Below are 18,687 nucleotides of genomic sequence, written 5' to 3'. Positions count from 1 at the left end.
CCGAAATTTTTCTGCGGCCTTTGCAAAAATCTATTTCAGTTTCAGGATTTTTTGTGTAAAACTTGTGTTAGGCGTTTTCACGCTGATGAAGTATACACCATCTGCATAAGCAGACAGATCCGCTAACCGCAGCGGGTTCGAGCCGGGAGGAATATTGATACGGGTGCTTTTTACCAGTTTTCCAAAAGCATCCCGGATAGTTATATCTGCAGATTGATTAACAGCTGTAGTGTAAGAAAGCCATGTATCACCATGTGTTGGGTTAGGAAAAATACCCGGGGGGGCGGCTGCATCCCTGTTTCGTAATGCTGCAATGTTACTGTACTTCATCCTGCCGTCTTTACCCGTTACTTTTATCCTGAAATAAATAATGGCAGCATTCCATTTTTCAAGCGGGAAGGAAGCCGCATAGCCTGCAATGCCGCTTTTTTTGGATGCCGGCACTGTATCCAGTGGTAAAAAAATATTACCATTCAAACTATATTCAATAAAGTATTGTGCAGCTTCTTCGTTTGCAGATGCCTGCCATGTTAAGGAAGCCTTGTTGTCATTTGTTTTAGTGGCGGAAAAATCAATAATGTCTACCGGTAATACCCTGCATATACTGTCGAAAATAAGTTTTACCGAATCTTTGGAATAATAAGCGCATTGCGCATTCAACTGCTGCGTTACATAATAGGTGCCGGGCCTGTCTACATAGATGGTAATACCAACATTACTGCCTACAATATTTCCATTATTGGTGGTCCATGTATAGATCGAATTGGGATTAGGATTAAGTACAGTAACGGGTGTTAATGGAAAAACCTTGCAGAAATAAAGCAGGTACGAAAATGCGTTCACGGGCGGAAAATCAAACATCCTGAAAGGCGCAACAAAATCTTTTAATTCCGAAGTGAATGAAGTGGAGGATCTTGTTTTTATAAGTACTCTTCTGAATGGTGTGCCGCAGGGATTATTGCTATAGCTGCCGGGGTCAATTCCTAATTTAGTAAGGTTCACAGAAAATTCCAGGAACTGACCTGGAATATAATCAGTCACCACGCTGTTATCTGTTCTTACTAATGAGAAAGGACCAGCCCAGGTAGTTTCAGTTGATTGCAGGCCGGTATAAAAATCTCCGGCAGTTTTAGGTACAATGCTCGCATAACCATAAGTAGCGCCATTGCCATCGCCATCAAACTGCCCACCCCAGTTGAAATTCTGTGGAGTGGTCAGGAGCGCATTTTTGTTGACCCATATCCTTGCTTCCACCAATGTAAGTGATGAGCTGCTGAACTCTTCGCTGAATATAATATCGCCCGCCTTGATCACATTACCGCTGGCATCAAATTGCCAGGCTGTATGGCCTGCTTCAGCACTATAGCCTTTAAAGGTATTCGTAGAACGGTCGTAATAAAAATCAGTTTGATACAACTCAAAATCAAAATAGCGGTTGCCATTGGTATTTTCAATCGATAAGCCACCAAACATCCACAGCGAATCAGTCACAGAAGGGCCGGCCCTTCTGATATGAGTAAATGCATCGAGTATTTCATTCTTATCGGGTATGCCTTGCGAAACCGGGCAACTCCAGTTGGCAGGGCTCATGCCATTTTTATTGCTTCCAGAAGCAAATACGGTTGAATCGTCACCATGAAAATCGCGGTGAAAAACGGCGTCGATCACCAGGTTATTTTGCAGCACGCTGTAAAATGCAGGACCCATAATACGGGAGAAAGAGAGCATTCTTGATGCAGGATTAGTATTATAACCGGCAACAATAGCTGCAGCCCCGCTGGTATCGATCATAAAATCTCCTGATCCAAATTTGGTTTGTTTGAACCAGTCATCAGTGCCATTGGAAATTACATTAGTAAAATAATTTGCTTTCAGGTTGCCGTCTACGCCAAAATTTGCTTTTATGGCAGGTGTTGTTATCTGCGCAGGAACTAGGTTGTAAAAAAGCAGTGATATAAAGAGGTATAAAATTGTTTTCATCGGCTTCAGCATTTGTTATAGAAACTCTGCCAAAATGGATATTGAAAATAGCAGCAGCATACAATCACTGCTATTAAATTAAAACTAAAGTTAGGCCAAAAACTTGCCAGGAAAATACTCAATTTTCCGGTGATTATACCTCGTAGGTTTACGATTAACTATTACCTGTGGAAACCTGTTTATTTAAATGTCCCGGGAACATAATGGCCAGCACCACGCAGATCAGCAGGAAATTATATTCCATACCATTGCGGCCGCCGCCTACCACGTACCAGCCTTCGGGGTAGTGTACCATAATGATGCCCGCCACCAATACAAAAATGGTGGCAATGCCAGCCCATTTTACATATTTATTCAGCAGGAAAAGCAGGGCGCAAAACACATGCGACAATTTTATTGCCCAGGCAAGGTAAATACCAAAAGGCCTGAACCCTTTTTCATCCAGGTACAGGGTGCCAAAATCGTTGATGCTGTTATCAAACATGCCGGGAAGGCTGTGCGTAAAAAGAATGATAGCTACAGCCAGGCGGAGTATAAGATTGTTGTTCATTGCAGTGGTTATTGGTGAAGCGGTTAAATAAAGTTATACAATTAACTGCAGGATGTCAATACGCCCGGTATTTCATAAAATGCGCCGGTATTTTTAAAAAATGCGACAGGTTAAGCACTGGTTAAAACGGCCGGTATACAGTAATTCTTACAAAGGATTGCGTTGAGAAGTTTATTTTGCATTAAAAAGTCATTGATATGACAACTATAAAAACAATACGGGTACCTGCGGAAGAAATGCAGCAGGTTTTTGAAACTGCTTTGCTGCAGCAGGGATTTACTAAAGAAAAAGCTGCCACCTGCGCAAAGATATTTACAGAAAATAGTATCGATGGCGTGTACACGCATGGAGTGAACCGTTTTCCCCGCTTTATAGAGTATATACAAAGAGGCTATGTTGATAAAGATGCGGTTGCTACGCTGCGGCACGAATTTGGCGGCATCCAGCAATGGAATGGCAACCTTGGTCCGGGTATACTGAATGCACTGCAGGCAACGGATAATGCTATGGCTTTGGCGCAGCAATTTGGTATAGGCTGTGTGGCACTCTCCAATACCAATCACTGGATGCGGGGCGGCACTTATGGATGGAAAGCAGCAAAAGCCGGTTATGTATTCATTGGCTGGACCAATACCACGGCACTGATGCCCGCCTGGGGCGCTGTGGATGCCAAACTGGGCAATAATCCGCTGGTGATCGCAATGCCTTATAATAACGAAGCGATCGTGCTGGATATGGCGATGTCGCAGTATTCCTATGGCGCTATGGAAAAATATGTGGCACAACAGGAACGGCTACCCGTAAATGGCGGATTTGATGAAACGGGAGCACTTACCAATGATCCGGCAGCAATTTTGCGTTCCAAAAGATCGTTGCCGATAGGATACTGGAAAGGAGCGGGGCTGTCGCTGCTGCTCGATCTGCTGGCGGCTATCTTATCCGGCGGACTGGCAGTTTGTGATATAAAGGAGCAACAGGCGGAACAGGCTTTATCGCAGGTATTTATTGCTATTGATATTGCAAAGCTGGGGAATGCATCCGCCATTACTCAAACGGTGGAACATATAATAAAAGATTATAAAAATTCCATACCGGCAACGGAAAATGATACCATTACCTGGCCAGGCGAAAGGGTGCTGGCAGCACGAAAGAAAAACCTTGCAGAAGGTATACCCGTAATGGAAAATGTATGGCAACGGATATTGCAACTGTAATGGTGTACTGTTGCATGTTACCACATGACAGTTATAAATAGGCAAACCAATAAATTCATGCTAATAAAATCATTGCTATGTGTTCGATGAACAAACGGTTGTTAATCATCTTTCTTTTTATTTTTTTCGGGAAGAACGCAATGCTTGCACAGCAGCAGGACGGTACAGGGATCAAATTATTTTTTGAAAAAGTATACCTGCATACAGACCGCAATTTTTATGCAGGTGGCGATAATATCTGGTTTGAAGCTTACCTGGTGAATGGGCAAAGCAATTATCCCGTAAGCACCAGCAATACTTTATATACAGAATTGATCGATCCTTTCAATAAGATCATATCACGACAGGTGATCCGCATTGACAGCGGAGTTGGTATCGGCGATTTTAAACTGGATGATTCAATAGCCGGTGGCAGTTACCGCATCAGGGCCTATACCAACTGGATGCGGAATTTCGGCAATCATTTTGTTTTTGAAAAGCAGCTGGAAGTAAAAGCGGTCACCACAGAAAATAAAAAGAATGAAAAGCATGCAAAAGAAGCAGCAGTTGCAACGGCATTGTCACCTGCTTATACCATACATTTTTTTCCAGAAGGGGGATCGATGCTGGAAGGCATAAGATCTGTGATAGCATTTAAGGCAGAAGATGCGAATGGTAAAGGAGCAGAGGCATCCGGCGCTGTGTTGTCGGCTTCCGGCGATACTGTTGTGCGTTTTAAAACCACGCATGCCGGCATGGGCAAATTTGAATTTACTCCCGCAGCGGGCATGCAGTACAAAGCCTGGATAAAATACCCCAACAATACCAGTTCGCTTACCGAACTGGATGCAGCTTTGAAAAATGGGTACGCCATGAAAGTGGACAATAATAACGGTACTGCCGTGGTGAACATATTTACCAATGCGGCCACCGCACAGTTACATCCATCGGGTAATATCACTGTGGCTGCAAAACATGGCGGCAGGATATTGTATAAGGAAAAGATACAACTGAAGGACGATCATGCAGAACTGAATATCCCGCTGAAGGATATTCCGGAAGGTATCTGCAGCGTTACGGTGTATGATGAAGACCTGCACCCCAATTGCGAAAGACTGATCTATGTGTCAGCCGCGGAACCACTGAATATAAAAGTGACTACACTGAAGAATACCTATGCATCCAAAGAAAAAGTTACCGTGAATATCATGGTGACCGATGCGGCGCAACGTCCTGTAAAAGCTAATATCTCACTGGCAGCCATAGACGATAATATTGAAAAAGCAGGATCCGAAAATATCAGCACCAACCTGTTGCTGCAAACGGAAGTAAAAGGCCGGATAGAAAATGCCGCCGCTTATTTTGATGTAAATAATCCACAACGCTTGCAGCAACTGGACCTTTTATTGATGGCACAGGGCTGGCGTGATTTTTTATGGAGAAAAATGGCGGATACTGCTATCGCTATTCATTATATGCCTGAGCAGGGTATCAGTATCTCGGGAAGAATAAAACAGAAATTTTCGCAAAAGCCTTTGCAGGATATGAATATCAGCCTGCAGGCACCCGGCGCAAAAGGAGATAAATGGTATACCACCCGCAGCGATGCACAGGGCAATTATTTTTTAGATGGCATTCCATTGTATGGTGTGCAGACGCTTAAATTGAATGCTGCCAATGATAAAGGCGAAAAAATGGGCGAGCTGCTGATGGATTCACTTTTCGCACATCCAATGACCGTTACAAATGCTGCTGTTCCGTATGATACGGCTGCTTACCTGCATTTTGCACAGGATGCCGCCAAACGATACACAGTAGAAAAAAATAATAAATGGTTCACGGTATTACCAGGTGTAACGGTGACCACGCAAAAGAAAACAGAATTTTTAAGAGATGGCGCTTACATGAGTTTTGGTTACCCGGTAGATAATTTTACCATCACCGCCGCCGATTATGGTTATGATGACCTGCGGAATTTTTTAGGCAAGAAAGTGCCCGGCGCTTATTATGATATGGAGAATGATGGCATTTATTTTATGGCCAATGGTAAAAAAGTACGGCCAAGATTTGTAGTGGATAAAAGAGAAGATGTATTTGACCGCATTGATTATTATTCCCTGCCCATGCAACAGGTGCAGAGTGTAACAGTAAGGCATATGGTGGGCCAGCCAAGATTTGAACGTACAGAAACTTTTGATGGCCATGTCCGCGACCTAGGTGCTTCTCCTACAGATATCTTTATCATTACACTGGTATTGAAACCCGGTGCCGGTAATATGGATCCTACCAAAATAATGACCGAAGTAAATGGCTATTACCAGGCAAAGGTATTTTATGCACCCAATTATGCAGTAGATAAAGATGCGGCTGACGAACGCACCACCATCCATTGGGCGCCATTAATCACCACCGATGAAAATGGCAAGGCCAGTGTGAGTTTTTATAATGCCGATCCTAAAACCACGGTACGTATTGATGTGCAGGGGGTGAGCAGTAAAGGCGCTACCATTGTTGCAGAGAAAAAATATGCGGTGCAGTAGCGTGCGATTTAAGTATATAGAAAATAATGGTTAGGAAAGTTTAAATGATCAATGTTTGTTTTTCTTCCACTCGTTATAACTGATTATAACTTCAGCCATGTTGCTCAGATTGTATTTTTTAGGAATAGTTTCTATAAAATCATCTTCCAGTTGCAAATCATTTTTCAGCATACTGAATAACTCATCTTTCTTAAAAGTACGTTTAAGCCGTACAAGGCCGGATTTGGTTTTTACAAAATAATTCGTGTAGTAATTGCCTCCGCTCGCAACACCTTTGTGATGAAGAAATACATCCTGGTTAAAACGGCAGATATAATAACTTAAAGGATTCCCTTCAACTTCTACTTGTGCAAAAACTGCAGTAGGCGGATTCTTTTTTAAAGAATTGCAGCTCGTCGCTATCGATATTTAAAGACCTGAATTCATAATGTACATCTTTGTAGTCGAAATTAAATCCCTTTATTTCTGCAGGAGAATATTCTTTCTCAGTCCCACCTTTAGCGGTAAAGTTCATAGAAAGGATAAACATACCCCAATTGAAAGGTATATAGTAGGCATCCCTGATCCTCTCCAGCCGGATTTGTCCTTTTATAGTGTCATTCTTAAGGGTGATAATATAGCCATCAGCAATCTTTTCAGCGTGGCCAGCACTTAAGGCAATGCTTAAGATAAATAGCAACAGGGGCTTTTTTAAATTCATGGTACAGTTTTAAAAGTAATTTTTTTAGGGCTTGATCCAGAACGAAGATAAGCAATCAACATTAATCTCTTCAGTATTATTGCAGAGGGCTAAACTCAAATTTAAAATACCCCTCGTATTCAAATCTTTGGCGGTCATAATTAACCGGAGTCTCGGTAGGGAAATGGTATATTTCGCCACCCATTGTTTTTATATAACCATAAATGATATCGCCTTTATGCAGGTCCTGTCTTTTACTTAACACCAATATCAAAGTATCGGGGCTGGTGCCTGCGCCGTAACTCAATGCACTGTCGGAAAGTTTGCTTTTAAAACATTTACAGCTTCTGCTGGATACAAATGTTTCCACAAAACAACTGTCGTTCCTGAACGAAAGCTGGAACCCGATCGGAGCGATCACATTAATGAATGTGCAGAGCGTATCTTTTTTATTGATAGTTACCATGGAACTTAAAGGCCAGGGGACACTGCTTAAGAGGCCGGATTTTTCGGGCACATCGTCGATGTATTCTTTTATGGTGAACGCATTTAAGTTTTTTTGCTTTTTGCAGATCTTTTCAATGCCCGGATCAACGCTGATGCCAATGGGAAAAGTGGTGGATTGTTGCGCTGCCAATTTAGTGATCAGTAAGATGGATAAAACAAAGCAGCAACAAGTTTTGATCAGCCTGTACAACATAAGGTGGTCGGTTTTATTCTTTCGTAAATGAAATGTACAGCCAAGATAAGATATATTATTATTTCAGTCTTGTAAAACTATACTGGTGCGTGGCAACACCATTGGGGCATAACAGCACTGTGAAATTATCCACGTCAGTAAGCGTGAATTGAACAAAATAGGCGGTCTTTTTTGTTGTCCCGCTTGTTTTTGCAGCTTCCAGTTCCAGCACAGTGTAGCCGCCATCATACCATACCGTATTACCATTATCATCCGTATAAGTTTCATCAGGTTTTTCATACAGCAGCCAGCTGCCTTTATACAGTTCCCTTGTGCCTCCATTGTATTCAAATGTACCGTCTGCATTAAAAATGTAATCACCCGTGCCGAATTCGAGTGGCGTATTATTGCCGAAACCATTCATGCCGGTTATCTTTTTTACATGCCATTTTCCGGCGATAGTGTCATGATCGTTCAGCTTTGCTGGTTTTCTACAACCGGCACTGGTAATGATAATAAGGGCTGCTGCGAGTACAAATTTTATGGGCATCTGGCTAAAGTTGTTTTGGAAGCATCATAAAGAAATAAAATGGGCATCAAATAAAATGTTAAATGGAAGGCTGGAGGGGGGCTAAGTGATTCAATCAGTCATTTTTAATGCCGTTTTAATACAGGATACCACATGACAATCATCCCCGCAAATCATCCTAAACTGCATCATAATTCGCTATTAACTTGCATATATGAACCAGATAAAGAATGCTTTTTTTATAGGTACCGCCATCCTGCTGGTACAGTGCAGCACCGCACAAAAACTTCCCGAAAAAAAACAGGTATTGCAAACCATTACATTGGCCAATAAATATTTTATGGACAAATGGCCCGATGCCGGCAAACCCATATTTGTGCCCAGCCGCAACCGTACCTGGCCGAGCCATATCTGGACAAGGGCTGTGTATTATGAAGGCCTGATGGCTTTGTACAGTGTAGATCCACAGAAAGCGTATTATGATTATGCCGTGGACTGGGGCGCAAAACACCAATGGAACCTGCGTGACGGCAGCCGTACCCGCAATGGTGATAACCAGGCCTGTGGTCAAACTTATATTGACCTGTATAATATTGATAAAAAACAGGAATACATCGACAGTATTAAAGCATCCATTGATAAAATGATGCAGACTGATAAGATAGATGACTGGAACTGGGTGGATGCCATACAGATGGCGATGCCGGTGTATGCAAAACTGGGTGTGCTGTATAAGGATACCAATTATTTTCACCGCATGTACGAAATGTATGCGTATACCAAGTATAAGCACGGCGATCATGGTTTGTACAATGCAGCAGAAGGATTGTGGTGGAGGGATAAGGATTTTGATCCGCCTTACAAAGAACCCAATGGCGAAGATTGTTACTGGAGCCGTGGCAATGGCTGGGTGGTGGCGGCATTGGTACGTGTGCTGAGCACCATACCTGCAACAGAACCACACCGCGAAGAATACCTGCAGGATTATAAAAGCATGATGGCCGCCCTGCTGAAAGTGCAACGCAAGGATGGCTACTGGAACGTGAGCCTGCACGATAGTACGAATTTCGGCGGCAAAGAACTGACCGGTACTTCACTTTTCGTGTATGGGTTGGCGTGGGGTATCAATAATAAAGTACTGGATAAAAAAACATACCTGCCTGCTGTTATTAAAGCATGGGATGCATTAAGTAAAGAATCGGTACACAGCAATGGCTTTTTAGGTTATGTACAGGGTACAGGAAAGGAACCCAAAGAATCGCAGCCTGTTACTTACGACCGGGAGCCGGATTTTGAGGATTTCGGCCTGGGTTGTTTTTTACTCGCAGGAAGCGAAGTGTATAAATTAAGAAAATAAAGTTGGTTATTTTAAAACTATAATGATCTTTTAATGAAACGTTTTTGTTTGTTTACAGTTTTTGTGATCGCATTGCAATATGGTTTTGCACAACGCACCAAATACAATTTCAACAGCAACTGGAAAGTGCTGGTAAAAGATGACAGTGCTGCAGTAGCGCCTGCCTACAATGATGAGGCCTGGAAAAAAGTAACATTGCCTTATGCCTGGAACGAAGATGATGCTTTTAAAAAAGATATTGCCGATCATACCACCGGTATTGCATGGTACCGCAAACATTTTAAAATTCCTGCGACTGCAAAAGGACAAAAAGTGTTTTTAGAATTTGAAGGTGTACGCCAGGGCGGCGAATTTTATGTGAATGGAAAATATATCGGGCTGCACGAAAATGGCGTAATGGCATTTGGTTTTGATATTACCAGCGCCGTACATTTTGGAGAGGATGAAAATGTGATCGCTGTAAGAACGGATAACAGTTGGGATTACAGGGAAAAAGCCACCAACAGTAAGTTCCAGTGGGAAGACAAGAATTTCAATGCCAACTTTGGCGGTATAGTAAAAAATGTTTACCTGCATGTAGTGCCAACCGTATATCAAACATTGCCCCTGTATTCCAATCTTAAAACAACCGGGGTTTATATTTATGCAGATAACTATGATGTAAAGAACAAAGCTGCCACCCTGCATGCGGAAAGTGAAATAAAGAACGAAAGCGGGCAACCGCAGCAAATAACTTACCAGGTAGCCATCGCGATGGACGAATTGGGCAAAACGATCAAAACATTTACCGGCGATAAAATAACATTATTGCCGGGCGAAACAAAAATTGTAAAAGCCAGCAGCGCTTTAACCGGTTTAAATTTCTGGAGCTGGGGCTATGGTTATTTATATGATGTCCAAACCACTTTGCTGATCAACAATAAACCTGTTGATGTGGTGACCACCAAAACAGGTTTCAGGAAAACAGCTTTTAAAGACGGGATGATCTATTTAAATGATCGTGTTATCATGGTGCATGGCTATGCACAGCGTACGAGTAATGAATGGCCTGCGATCGGTTTATCAGTGCCTGCATGGCTGAGCGATTACAGCAACGGATTGATGGTGGAAAGTAATGGTAACCTGGTAAGATGGATGCATGTAACGCCGTGGAAACAGGATATAGAAAGCTGCGACCGGGTAGGATTGATGCAGAGCATGCAGGCCGGTGATGCAGAAAAAGATGTGGAAGGCGTAAGATGGCAACAAAGAAAAAATGTAATGCGGGATGCGATCATATACAACCGTAATAATCCCAGTATCATTTTTTATGAATGCGGTAACGAAAGCATCAGCGAACCGCACATGCAGGAAATGAAAGAGATCCGCAATATGTACGATCCTGCCGGTGGCCGTGCTATTGGCAGCAGGGAAATGCTGGACAGTAAAGTAGCTGAATATGGCGGCGAAATGTTGTACACCAACAAAAGCGCTCATATACCCATGTGGGCCATGGAATATTCCCGTGATGAGGGATCAAGAAAATATTGGGATGATTTTACGCCTCCTTATCATAAAGATGGGGTAGGGCCGGATAGTGTATGGTCGGCATCTGTAAATGCAAAGGTCAAAAGTCCTGATGCAAGGCCTTACAACCGTAATATGGAAAGCCATGCGGTGGAGAATGTAAAACGCTGGTTCGAGTTCTGGAATGAACGCCCCGGCACAGGAAAGCGGGTAAGCGCCGGCGGTGTGAATATTGTTTGGAGTGAGACGAATACACATCATCGCGGCGAAGAAAATTACCGCCGCAGTGGGGAAGTGGATGCACTGCGTATCAAAAAAGAAAATTTTTATGCCAACCAGGTGATGTGGGATGGATGGGTGAATCCTGAAAAACAACACATACACATCATTGGTCATTGGAATTATAAAGAAGGGGTGAAAAAAGATATTTTCGTGGTAGCCACTGCGGATAAAGTGGAACTGAAAGTAAATGGTGTATCGCAGGGCTTTGGCACCAGGAGCGATGGCTTTTTATTTACGTTTAAAAACATTGAATGGAAGGCAGGCAATATCAGTGCAAAAGGTTATGATGAAAAAGGCGTTGCAGTTTCTTCCGACCAGGTAAATACTGTAGGCGAGCCGGTGGCATTGCGGTTGAAAGCTATTGAGCGCCCTACCGACCTTGTTGCAGATGGGCATGATCTTGCATTGGTGGAAGTGGAAGTAATAGACGCCAAAGGCAGCCGTTGCCCCACAGCCCTCAATATGATCAATTATACATTGAACGGTCCTGCTGAATGGCGTGGCGGCATGGCAATGGGACCGGGCAATTATGTACTTGCCAAAGCTTTTCCTGTAGAAGGGGGCGTTAACCGTTTCCTGGTAAGAACCACCACCACTCCGGGAGATATCACCATCACCGCAACAACCGATGGGCTGAAGCTGGCAACACTAACGCTTACGAGTAAACGATTTGAAGAAAAGAATGGTTTGTCAACCATACTGCCTTCGGCAGGCTTGCCGGTAAACCTGAAACGTGGGCCAACGCCTTCCACAGCTTCTTACCAGGTGATCCGCACAGCGGTGAATATTGTAAATGCCACGGCAGGCGCCCATGCCGACAGCGCTTTTGCCAGCTACGATGATAATGAGCTGAGCGAATGGGTGAATGATGGCAAACTGAATACGGCCTGGATAGAATATGAACTGGAAAAAAATGCCACCGTGAACGAGATCACGATCAAGCTGAATAATTTCCGTTCGAGAAGCTATCCTTTGCTGATCACACTCGATGGCAAGGAATTGTTCAATGGCAGCACTGAAACCTCGTTGGGTTATTATACTATTAAGTGCAAACCGCAAACCGGGAAAAAACTGAAGATCCAACTTACAGGCACTGCTCAAACAAAAGATGCCAACGCAGGTGTGGAAGTGAACGGAAAAAAACTGGATGATGGCGTGGCGAGGAACGATGTAAATGCGAAGGGGACTTTGAGTATTATTGAGATGGAAGTGTATGGGAAGTGAGTTGTGAGTTGTGAGTTGTGAGTTGTGAGTTGTGAGTTGTGAGTTGTGAGTTGTGAGTTGTGAGTTGTGAAAATATTTGGGTTTGTAAAGATACTGCGATTTGGATGCAGCCTATCTTCAAGTTATCACCAGTACCTGCATAAGGCGCCTCTTTTGGTTCGGTGACGCCGAAGGCGGCATTCGAAAAATCCGCTATCGGCGGTAATTTTTCGAAAGAGCCAAAAGCAGCGCCGGTGCAGGTACGCAGCCCCACCGGCTGTGGAGGTGAAAGCAACAAGTTTAAAGCAGCTAACAAAAAGAATTATAAGCTTATCATCCAACTACTATATTATTATGTTTGATCTGAAAAAAAATATTACAGCGTTTTTGTTATTGCTAACAATAACGGCATCAGCGCAGCAAAAAGACAGCCATCCGAATATTATTTTTATACTGGCAGATGATCTTGGCTATGCCGACCTGGGTTGCTATGGACAGCAAAAAACAGAAACGCCCTACCTGGATCAAATGGCGAAAGAGGGGATGAAATTCACGCAATTCTATTCCGGCTCTACGGTATGTGCACCTGCACGCACTACACTGATGACAGGTTTGCACACCGGCCATACAGCCATCCGTGGTAATAAAACTTTTTTGCCTGAAGGACAAACGCCATTGGATGCAAACGTAATGACCATTGCAAATGTTTTGCAGCAGCAGGGCTATAATACCGGCGCTTTCGGTAAGTGGAGCCTTGGTTTCATCACCACCTCCGGTGATCCTGCGAAAAAAGGTTTTGCAGAATTCTTTGGATATAACTGTCAAACGCTGGCGCATGATTATTATCCTGATCATCTCTGGCACAATCATGACCGGATTCGATTTTCCGCAGAACATAACTGCCAACGCCATTTATTCTGCGGATACCATACATGCAATGGCCATGCATTTCATCAGCCAGCAAAACAATAATAAGCCTTTCTTTCTTTATTTGCCTTATACACTGCCACATGGCGATGTGATACTGCCGCATGATAGTGTGTACAATTATTACATTAAAAAGTTTGACGAAAAACCATTGCCTGATACTAAAAAAGATAAACTGGCTTATGAACCTTACCCGCATGCAGCATTTGCGGCAATGGTAAACAGACTGGATAGATATGTAGGAGATGTGATCAAAATGATCAATGATAAAGGCCTTGCAGAAAATACCCTGATCATTTTCTGCAGCGATAATGGTCCGCATAAAGAGAATGGGGGCGACCCTGATTTTTTTCAGAACCATGGCATTTACCGCGGTATAAAACGCGACCTGTACGAGGGCGGCATAAGGGTACCGTTCATTGCTTACTGGAAAGGAAAGATACTGCCTGCAACAACCGATCAATGGCTGGCATTATGGGATATGTATCCCACCTTCCAGGAAGTGGCGGGGATCAAACCTTCGAAAAATGTAGACGGTATTTCCATTGTACCTACTTTATTGCAGCAGAAAAAACAAAAACAGCACGAATACCTTTATTGGGAGTTTCATGAAAATAATGGCCGGCAGGCGGTGCGCTGGAAGAACTGGAAACTGGTAAAGCTGGAAGTAGGTAAAAAAGATTCTGCTGTGGTTGAATTATATGACCTGGCAAATGATCCTTCTGAAAAGAACAATGTGATAGCACAGTTTCCCCGGATTGCTGAAAAACTGGATAAGAAAATAAAAGAGGCCCATACACCCAATGCCGAATGGCCATTGCTGCCGGAAGAAACACAAGGCGTAAAACCAGTGAATGATTAACAGGGAATAGCTGTAATAACAGGCTGGTTAACATTTGTTAACCGCATTTTAATGTGGCATGTAACTACAGGATGGATAGAACTGGAAGGCCGGTAAATTGTGTTGCTATTCTATTGCCAGGTTTAACAACGATTGTATAACAACCAAAACAATTTTACGATGAGATCTTTTTTAACAGTATTGCTGTCGGCAATAGCATGCACTTCATTACAGGCACAGGAACTGATGGAAACCGGTGGTAAAAAAATGCCTACCGAGTGGATCGACAAAGATACCCACCACAAAATAGTACGTTTGTCCGGCGACCTTCCCGGCAACAGTTTAAGTTTTTATTTTCACAACAATCCTTTTATTGGTAATAACATGGTGTTTTACAATAGCAGTAAACAGGCTGCTGCTGATGTAACGGATATGAAGCGGGAAGAAGCAAAGCCCACCAATATCAACGACCGGCAGCTATACAGTGTGGACCTTGCCACCCGTAAAACCACCCGCCTTACATCCTGCGCATCACCGATGAATGGTGAAGTGGTGTGCGAAAAAACAAAAACTGTTTTTTACCAGGTAAAAGACAGCGTGTTTTCGCTCGATTTCAATACACACAAAAGCAAACTGGTCTTTGTTTTTCCCGAAGATTTTAAATCTGCTATCATGACGGTGAATGCAGATGGTACACTGCTCGCAGGTTCAAGAGCTACTGATGCGGAAAAAGAAATTTTAAAGAACAATCCGAATAAGAGTAGTTATTTTAATTTGATCTATGATGCGCATCTGCCTAAAACTTTATTCACCATTGATGTAAAAACAGGTAAGCTGGATAAGATATTTACGGACAGTGCATGGCTGAACCATTTGCAGTTCTCTACCATCGATCCCAATCTTTTATCTTTTTGTCATGAAGGCCCCTGGCATAAAGTAAACCGTATCTGGACCATTGATGTGCGTACCAAAAAGATCACGCAGGTGCATCACCGTACGATGGATATGGAAATATGGGGGCATGAATGGTTTGGAAAAAGCGGCAAGACCATCTGGTTCGATCTGCAGCAACCAAGAGGCACTACATTTTTTGTAGGAGGTTATGATGTGGCAACAGGCAAAGAAGTGAAATATGAATTTGGCCGCAACGACTGGAGTGTACATTATAACAGCAACAATGATGAAACCTTGTTTGCAGGTGATGGCGGCGATCCCGGTGCAGTGGCCAAAGCGCCTGATGGGCAATGGATCAATTTATTTACACCCAACGGTAATAAGTTTGACGTGGAGAAACTGGTGAACATGAAACACCATCAATACAAACTGGAACCGAATGTGCACTTCAGTCCCGATGGAAAATGGATCATCTTCCGCGCCAATTTTGAAGGCGAGTCAGGTGTGTATGCGGTAGAGATCAGGAAGAGTTAGTTAATTAGTTAATTGGTTTATTAGTGTAATTAGTATAATTCGTGTAATTCTTTTAATTCGTGTAATTAAAGTAATTAAATATGAGGAAATTATTGCTTTCTGTTGTTGTAACTACAGTTATTATTACTGCAAATGCGCAGGTAAAATGGCCGGCAGTAACCAGCCAGACAAAGCCCTGGACAAGATGGTGGTGGCTGGGTAGTGAAGTAAAAAAGAATGACCTTACCACTGTAATGCAGCAATACCAGCAGGTTGGTTTGGGCGGACTGGAAATTACACCCATCTATGGTGTGCAGAAAGAAGATGACCAGTATATTCCCTTTTTATCGCCGCAATGGATGGACGTGTTTGGCCATACTTTAAAAGAAGGCAAAAGGCTGAACCTGGGTATCGATCTTGCGAATGCGACCGGCTGGCCCTTCGGTGGTCCGTGGATCGGTGATGAAGATGCCTGTAAGAATATGCAGATCAAGACCTATACATTGAATGGTGGTGAAACATTGAGTGATACGATCCAATTGATACAGGAACCATTGATACGTACAGAGAATTATAAACAACTGAAGATCGAAGATGTATTATATCCTGTATCTGCCAATAAAAATTTACAGGCATTGTCGATAGACCAGGTAAGGTTTGTGCGCCCATTGCCTTTACAAACATTAATGGCGTATTCCGAAACAGGCGAAGCAATTGAATTGACCAGTAAAGTAGATGCCAAAGGCAAACTGAACTGGACGGCCCCCAATGGTAAATGGAATTTATACGCATTGTTCATGGGCTGGCATGGCAAGCAGGTGGAAAGGGCTGCGCCCGGCGGTGAAGGCAATGTGATAGATCATTTTTCCGCCAGTGCTTTACAACACTATTTAAAAAAGTTTGATGATGCTTTTAAGAATTTTGATATCAGTAGCCTGCGGGGTTTCTTCAACGATTCTTACGAAGTGGATGATGCAAGAGGGCAATCCAATTATACGCCTTTGTTGTTTGAAGAATTTAAAAAAAGAAGGGGCTATGATCTGAAGAATGAATTGCCGGCATTATTTGCCAAAACGCATACGGACAGAACGAACCGTATTTTGTGCGACTACCGGATGACCATAGACGAACTGATACTGGAAGATTTTACAGGCGTATGGAAAAAATGGGCGCAAAGCAAGGGCAAGATCGTCCGTAACCAATCGCATGGTTCGCCTGCCAATACACTGGACTTGTATGGGGTAGTGGATATTCCCGAAACAGAAGGTACAGAAATATTACGCATCAAATTTGCGCCCTCCACTTCGCATGTAATGGGCAAACAGCTGGCCGCATCTGAATCTGCCACCTGGCTCAACGAACATTTTGTGTCGTCTTTAAGCGATGTAAAAAAAGCGCTGGATGTGTATTTTATCGGCGGGGTGAATCATATTGTGTATCACGGTACCGCCTACTCGCCGCCATCGGAGCCCTGGCCCGGCAGGTTGTTCTACGCTGCTGTAGAATTTACACAGGTAAATCCTTTCTGGAATAATTTTGCGGCACTCAATAGCTATGTTACCCGCACGCAATCTTTTTTACAACAGGGCAAACCGGATAATGATGTATTGCTCTATTTTCCTATCTACGATAAATATTCCGAACCGGGCAGGGACCTGTTGCTGCATTTTGATGGTATGAAGCCTGATTTCAATGGTACGCCATTTGAAACGGCTGCACAAACCATGCAGGATAAAGGGTATGCATTTGATTATATTTCCGACAGGCAGGTACAAAACCTGCAGGCTGCCGGTAATAAGATCAATACCGGTGGAACCAGTTATCAAACCATTGTGTTGCCGGATGCTAAATTCATACAGCTGCAAACATTGCAGCACCTGGTGGAACTAGCTAAACAAGGCGCTACCATTATTGCGTATAAAAATATGCCTTCCGATGTACCCGGTTATGGCAACCTGGAAAAAAATCTTGCTGCTTTTAAAGCATTAACTGCCACACTGAACTTTAAGCCTGCTGCTAATCCCGGCATACAGGAAGCCAAAATTGGTAACGGAAGATTTTTGACCGGCGATAACCTGGAAGAATTATTACAGGCTGCCATGATCAGGAGAGAACCAATGACAGCAGACGGCTTCCAGTTTGCACGCCGCAAAAATGCAGATGGTACTAATTTTTATTTTATTGCCAACCGCAGCGGTAAAAAAACAAATGGCTGGATAGCATTGAATACCACCAAGGCTACAGCTGCCGCCTTATACAATCCTATGACGGGGAAAGCGGGCATTGCACAATATAGGAAGAATGCCGCCGGATATATTAAAGTATATCTTCCTGCTAATATAGATGAAAGTTATATTGTACAGTTGAGCAGCAAGCCGCTTAAAGGCAATAAATATGCTTATATCAAAACGACCGGTAGCAGCAATGAAATAACCGGTGAATGGGCCTTGCGTTTTACAGAAGGTGGTCCGGCTTTACCCGCTGCTGTTAAGATGAACAGCTTAAAACCATGGACAGAACTGGACGACAACAGTTATAAGATATTTTCCGGCAGTGCAGTGTACAGTGTTCAATTTAACAAACCTACAGGCAACGCAAAGCAGTATTTGCTCGATTTAGGTAAAGTGTATGAAAGTGCAGAAGTGTTTGTGAATGGCAAAAAAGTAACAACACTGATCGGCCCTTCTTACACTGTTGCAATAGATGCAAAAGAATTAAAACAAAATAACCTGCTGGAAATAAAAATAGCCAACAGTATGGCTAACCGGATCATTGACCTGGATAAAAGAAAAGTGGTTTGGAAAAAATTCAATAATACCAACTTCCCTGCAAGGCTTGGCGTTAACAGGGGAGCGGATAATTTGTTTGATGCATCCCGGTGGGAACCTAAAGTATCCGGCCTAACAGGACCGGTTACCTTAACTGCTATCGAAAATTAAAACTAACACGCTGTTCAATTAGTTCTGCCATAGAAGTATACATCAGTAATGCTAATTTAGTATCGGTTTTTATCA

At 43.0% G+C, this 18,687-nt stretch carries 13 protein-coding genes; 8 read left to right on the top strand and 5 right to left on the bottom strand.

All coding sequences use genetic code 11. The features are described from left to right. Nucleotides 1–30: 30 nt before the first annotated feature. Both QM738_RS23535 and QM738_RS23530 read right to left on the bottom strand, forming a co-directional pair. Nucleotides 31–1,980 carry a T9SS type A sorting domain-containing protein gene (locus QM738_RS23535; RefSeq protein WP_462279217.1) on the bottom strand — a complete coding sequence of 650 codons (1,950 nt, stop codon included), beginning with the start codon at nt 1,978–1,980 and terminating at the stop codon, nt 31–33. Between the two features lie 154 nt (nt 1,981–2,134). Beyond that, a complete protein-coding gene (locus QM738_RS23530) occupies nt 2,135–2,530 on the bottom strand; it encodes a DoxX family protein (protein WP_462279216.1) in 396 nt (131 codons plus the stop codon). Between the two features lie 197 nt (nt 2,531–2,727). Between QM738_RS23530 and yiaK the strand changes: the two genes are divergently transcribed. Then, nucleotides 2,728–3,744, top strand: coding sequence for a 3-dehydro-L-gulonate 2-dehydrogenase (yiaK, locus tag QM738_RS23525; protein WP_462279215.1), 1,017 nt, complete (start codon nt 2,728–2,730; stop codon nt 3,742–3,744). A gap of 86 nt (nt 3,745–3,830) precedes the next feature. Continuing rightward, nucleotides 3,831–6,263: a hypothetical protein gene (locus QM738_RS23520; RefSeq protein WP_462279214.1), complete on the top strand. Its 2,433-nt coding sequence runs from the start codon at nt 3,831–3,833 to the stop codon at nt 6,261–6,263. A 334-nt stretch (nt 6,264–6,597) separates the two neighbouring features. Here the strand turns inward: QM738_RS23520 and QM738_RS23515 are convergent, their stop codons facing one another. The 3 genes from QM738_RS23515 to QM738_RS23505 form a co-directional block, all read right to left on the bottom strand. Further along, on the bottom strand, nt 6,598–6,963 hold the full coding sequence (locus QM738_RS23515) for a hypothetical protein (RefSeq protein WP_462279213.1): 366 nt from the start codon (nt 6,961–6,963) through the stop codon (nt 6,598–6,600). Nucleotides 6,964–7,039: 76 nt separating this feature from the next. Then, nucleotides 7,040–7,642 (bottom strand): hypothetical protein, encoded by a 603-nt coding sequence (locus QM738_RS23510; protein ID WP_462279212.1) that lies wholly within the window; start codon nt 7,640–7,642, stop codon nt 7,040–7,042. A 58-nt stretch (nt 7,643–7,700) separates the two neighbouring features. Further along, nucleotides 7,701–8,171 (bottom strand): hypothetical protein, encoded by a 471-nt coding sequence (locus tag QM738_RS23505; RefSeq protein ID WP_462279211.1) that lies wholly within the window; start codon nt 8,169–8,171, stop codon nt 7,701–7,703. A gap of 193 nt (nt 8,172–8,364) precedes the next feature. On the opposite strand from QM738_RS23505, the gene QM738_RS23500 reads away from it, so the two are divergent. The 6 genes from QM738_RS23500 (at nt 8,365) to QM738_RS23475 (ending at nt 18,612) form a co-directional block, all read left to right on the top strand. After that, nucleotides 8,365–9,507 carry a glycoside hydrolase family 88/105 protein gene (locus tag QM738_RS23500; protein ID WP_462279210.1) on the top strand — a complete coding sequence of 381 codons (1,143 nt, stop codon included), beginning with the start codon at nt 8,365–8,367 and terminating at the stop codon, nt 9,505–9,507. Nucleotides 9,508–9,540: 33 nt separating this feature from the next. Then, entirely contained in the window at nt 9,541–12,519 is a 2,979-nt protein-coding gene (locus QM738_RS23495) for a glycoside hydrolase family 2 protein (RefSeq protein ID WP_462279209.1), read from the top strand. 366 nt (nt 12,520–12,885) lie between these two features. Continuing rightward, nucleotides 12,886–13,470, top strand: a complete 585-nt coding sequence (locus QM738_RS23490; RefSeq protein WP_462279208.1) for a sulfatase-like hydrolase/transferase — start codon at nt 12,886–12,888, stop codon at nt 13,468–13,470. Continuing rightward, the gene (locus QM738_RS23485; protein WP_462279207.1) at nt 13,367–14,287 is read left to right on the top strand and encodes a sulfatase-like hydrolase/transferase; all 921 of its coding nucleotides are present in this window, start codon (nt 13,367–13,369) and stop codon (nt 14,285–14,287) included. Before QM738_RS23490 ends, QM738_RS23485 begins: the two co-directional genes overlap by 104 nt. A 159-nt stretch (nt 14,288–14,446) precedes the next feature. Then, nucleotides 14,447–15,694 (top strand): oligogalacturonate lyase family protein, encoded by a 1,248-nt coding sequence (locus QM738_RS23480; protein WP_462279206.1) that lies wholly within the window; start codon nt 14,447–14,449, stop codon nt 15,692–15,694. An 80-nt stretch (nt 15,695–15,774) separates the two neighbouring features. Further along, the gene (locus QM738_RS23475) at nt 15,775–18,612 is read left to right on the top strand and encodes a glycosyl hydrolase (RefSeq protein ID WP_462279205.1); all 2,838 of its coding nucleotides are present in this window, start codon (nt 15,775–15,777) and stop codon (nt 18,610–18,612) included. Nucleotides 18,613–18,687: the final 75 nt, after the last annotated feature.

The sequence above is a fragment of the Ferruginibacter sp. genome, assembly GCF_049840995.1.
Lineage (GTDB): Bacteria > Bacteroidota > Bacteroidia > Chitinophagales > Chitinophagaceae > Ferruginibacter.
Note: the sequence above shows the minus strand (reverse complement) of the source record. Positions and strands in the feature narration are given on the sequence as shown.

Coding starts and splice junctions, on each gene's coding strand:
- QM738_RS23480 (WP_462279206.1), top strand. CDS start 14,447: ATGAGATCTTTTTTAACAGTATTGCTGTCGGCAATAGCATGCACTTCA.
- QM738_RS23515 (WP_462279213.1), bottom strand. CDS start 6,963: ATGAATTTAAAAAAGCCCCTGTTGCTATTTATCTTAAGCATTGCCTTA.
- QM738_RS23530 (WP_462279216.1), bottom strand. CDS start 2,530: ATGAACAACAATCTTATACTCCGCCTGGCTGTAGCTATCATTCTTTTT.
- QM738_RS23500 (WP_462279210.1), top strand. CDS start 8,365: ATGAACCAGATAAAGAATGCTTTTTTTATAGGTACCGCCATCCTGCTG.
- yiaK (WP_462279215.1), top strand. CDS start 2,728: ATGACAACTATAAAAACAATACGGGTACCTGCGGAAGAAATGCAGCAG.
- QM738_RS23510 (WP_462279212.1), bottom strand. CDS start 7,642: ATGTTGTACAGGCTGATCAAAACTTGTTGCTGCTTTGTTTTATCCATC.
- QM738_RS23475 (WP_462279205.1), top strand. CDS start 15,775: ATGAGGAAATTATTGCTTTCTGTTGTTGTAACTACAGTTATTATTACT.
- QM738_RS23520 (WP_462279214.1), top strand. CDS start 3,831: ATGAACAAACGGTTGTTAATCATCTTTCTTTTTATTTTTTTCGGGAAG.
- QM738_RS23495 (WP_462279209.1), top strand. CDS start 9,541: ATGAAACGTTTTTGTTTGTTTACAGTTTTTGTGATCGCATTGCAATAT.
- QM738_RS23535 (WP_462279217.1), bottom strand. CDS start 1,980: ATGAAAACAATTTTATACCTCTTTATATCACTGCTTTTTTACAACCTA.
- QM738_RS23505 (WP_462279211.1), bottom strand. CDS start 8,171: ATGCCCATAAAATTTGTACTCGCAGCAGCCCTTATTATCATTACCAGT.
- QM738_RS23485 (WP_462279207.1), top strand. CDS start 13,367: ATGACCGGATTCGATTTTCCGCAGAACATAACTGCCAACGCCATTTAT.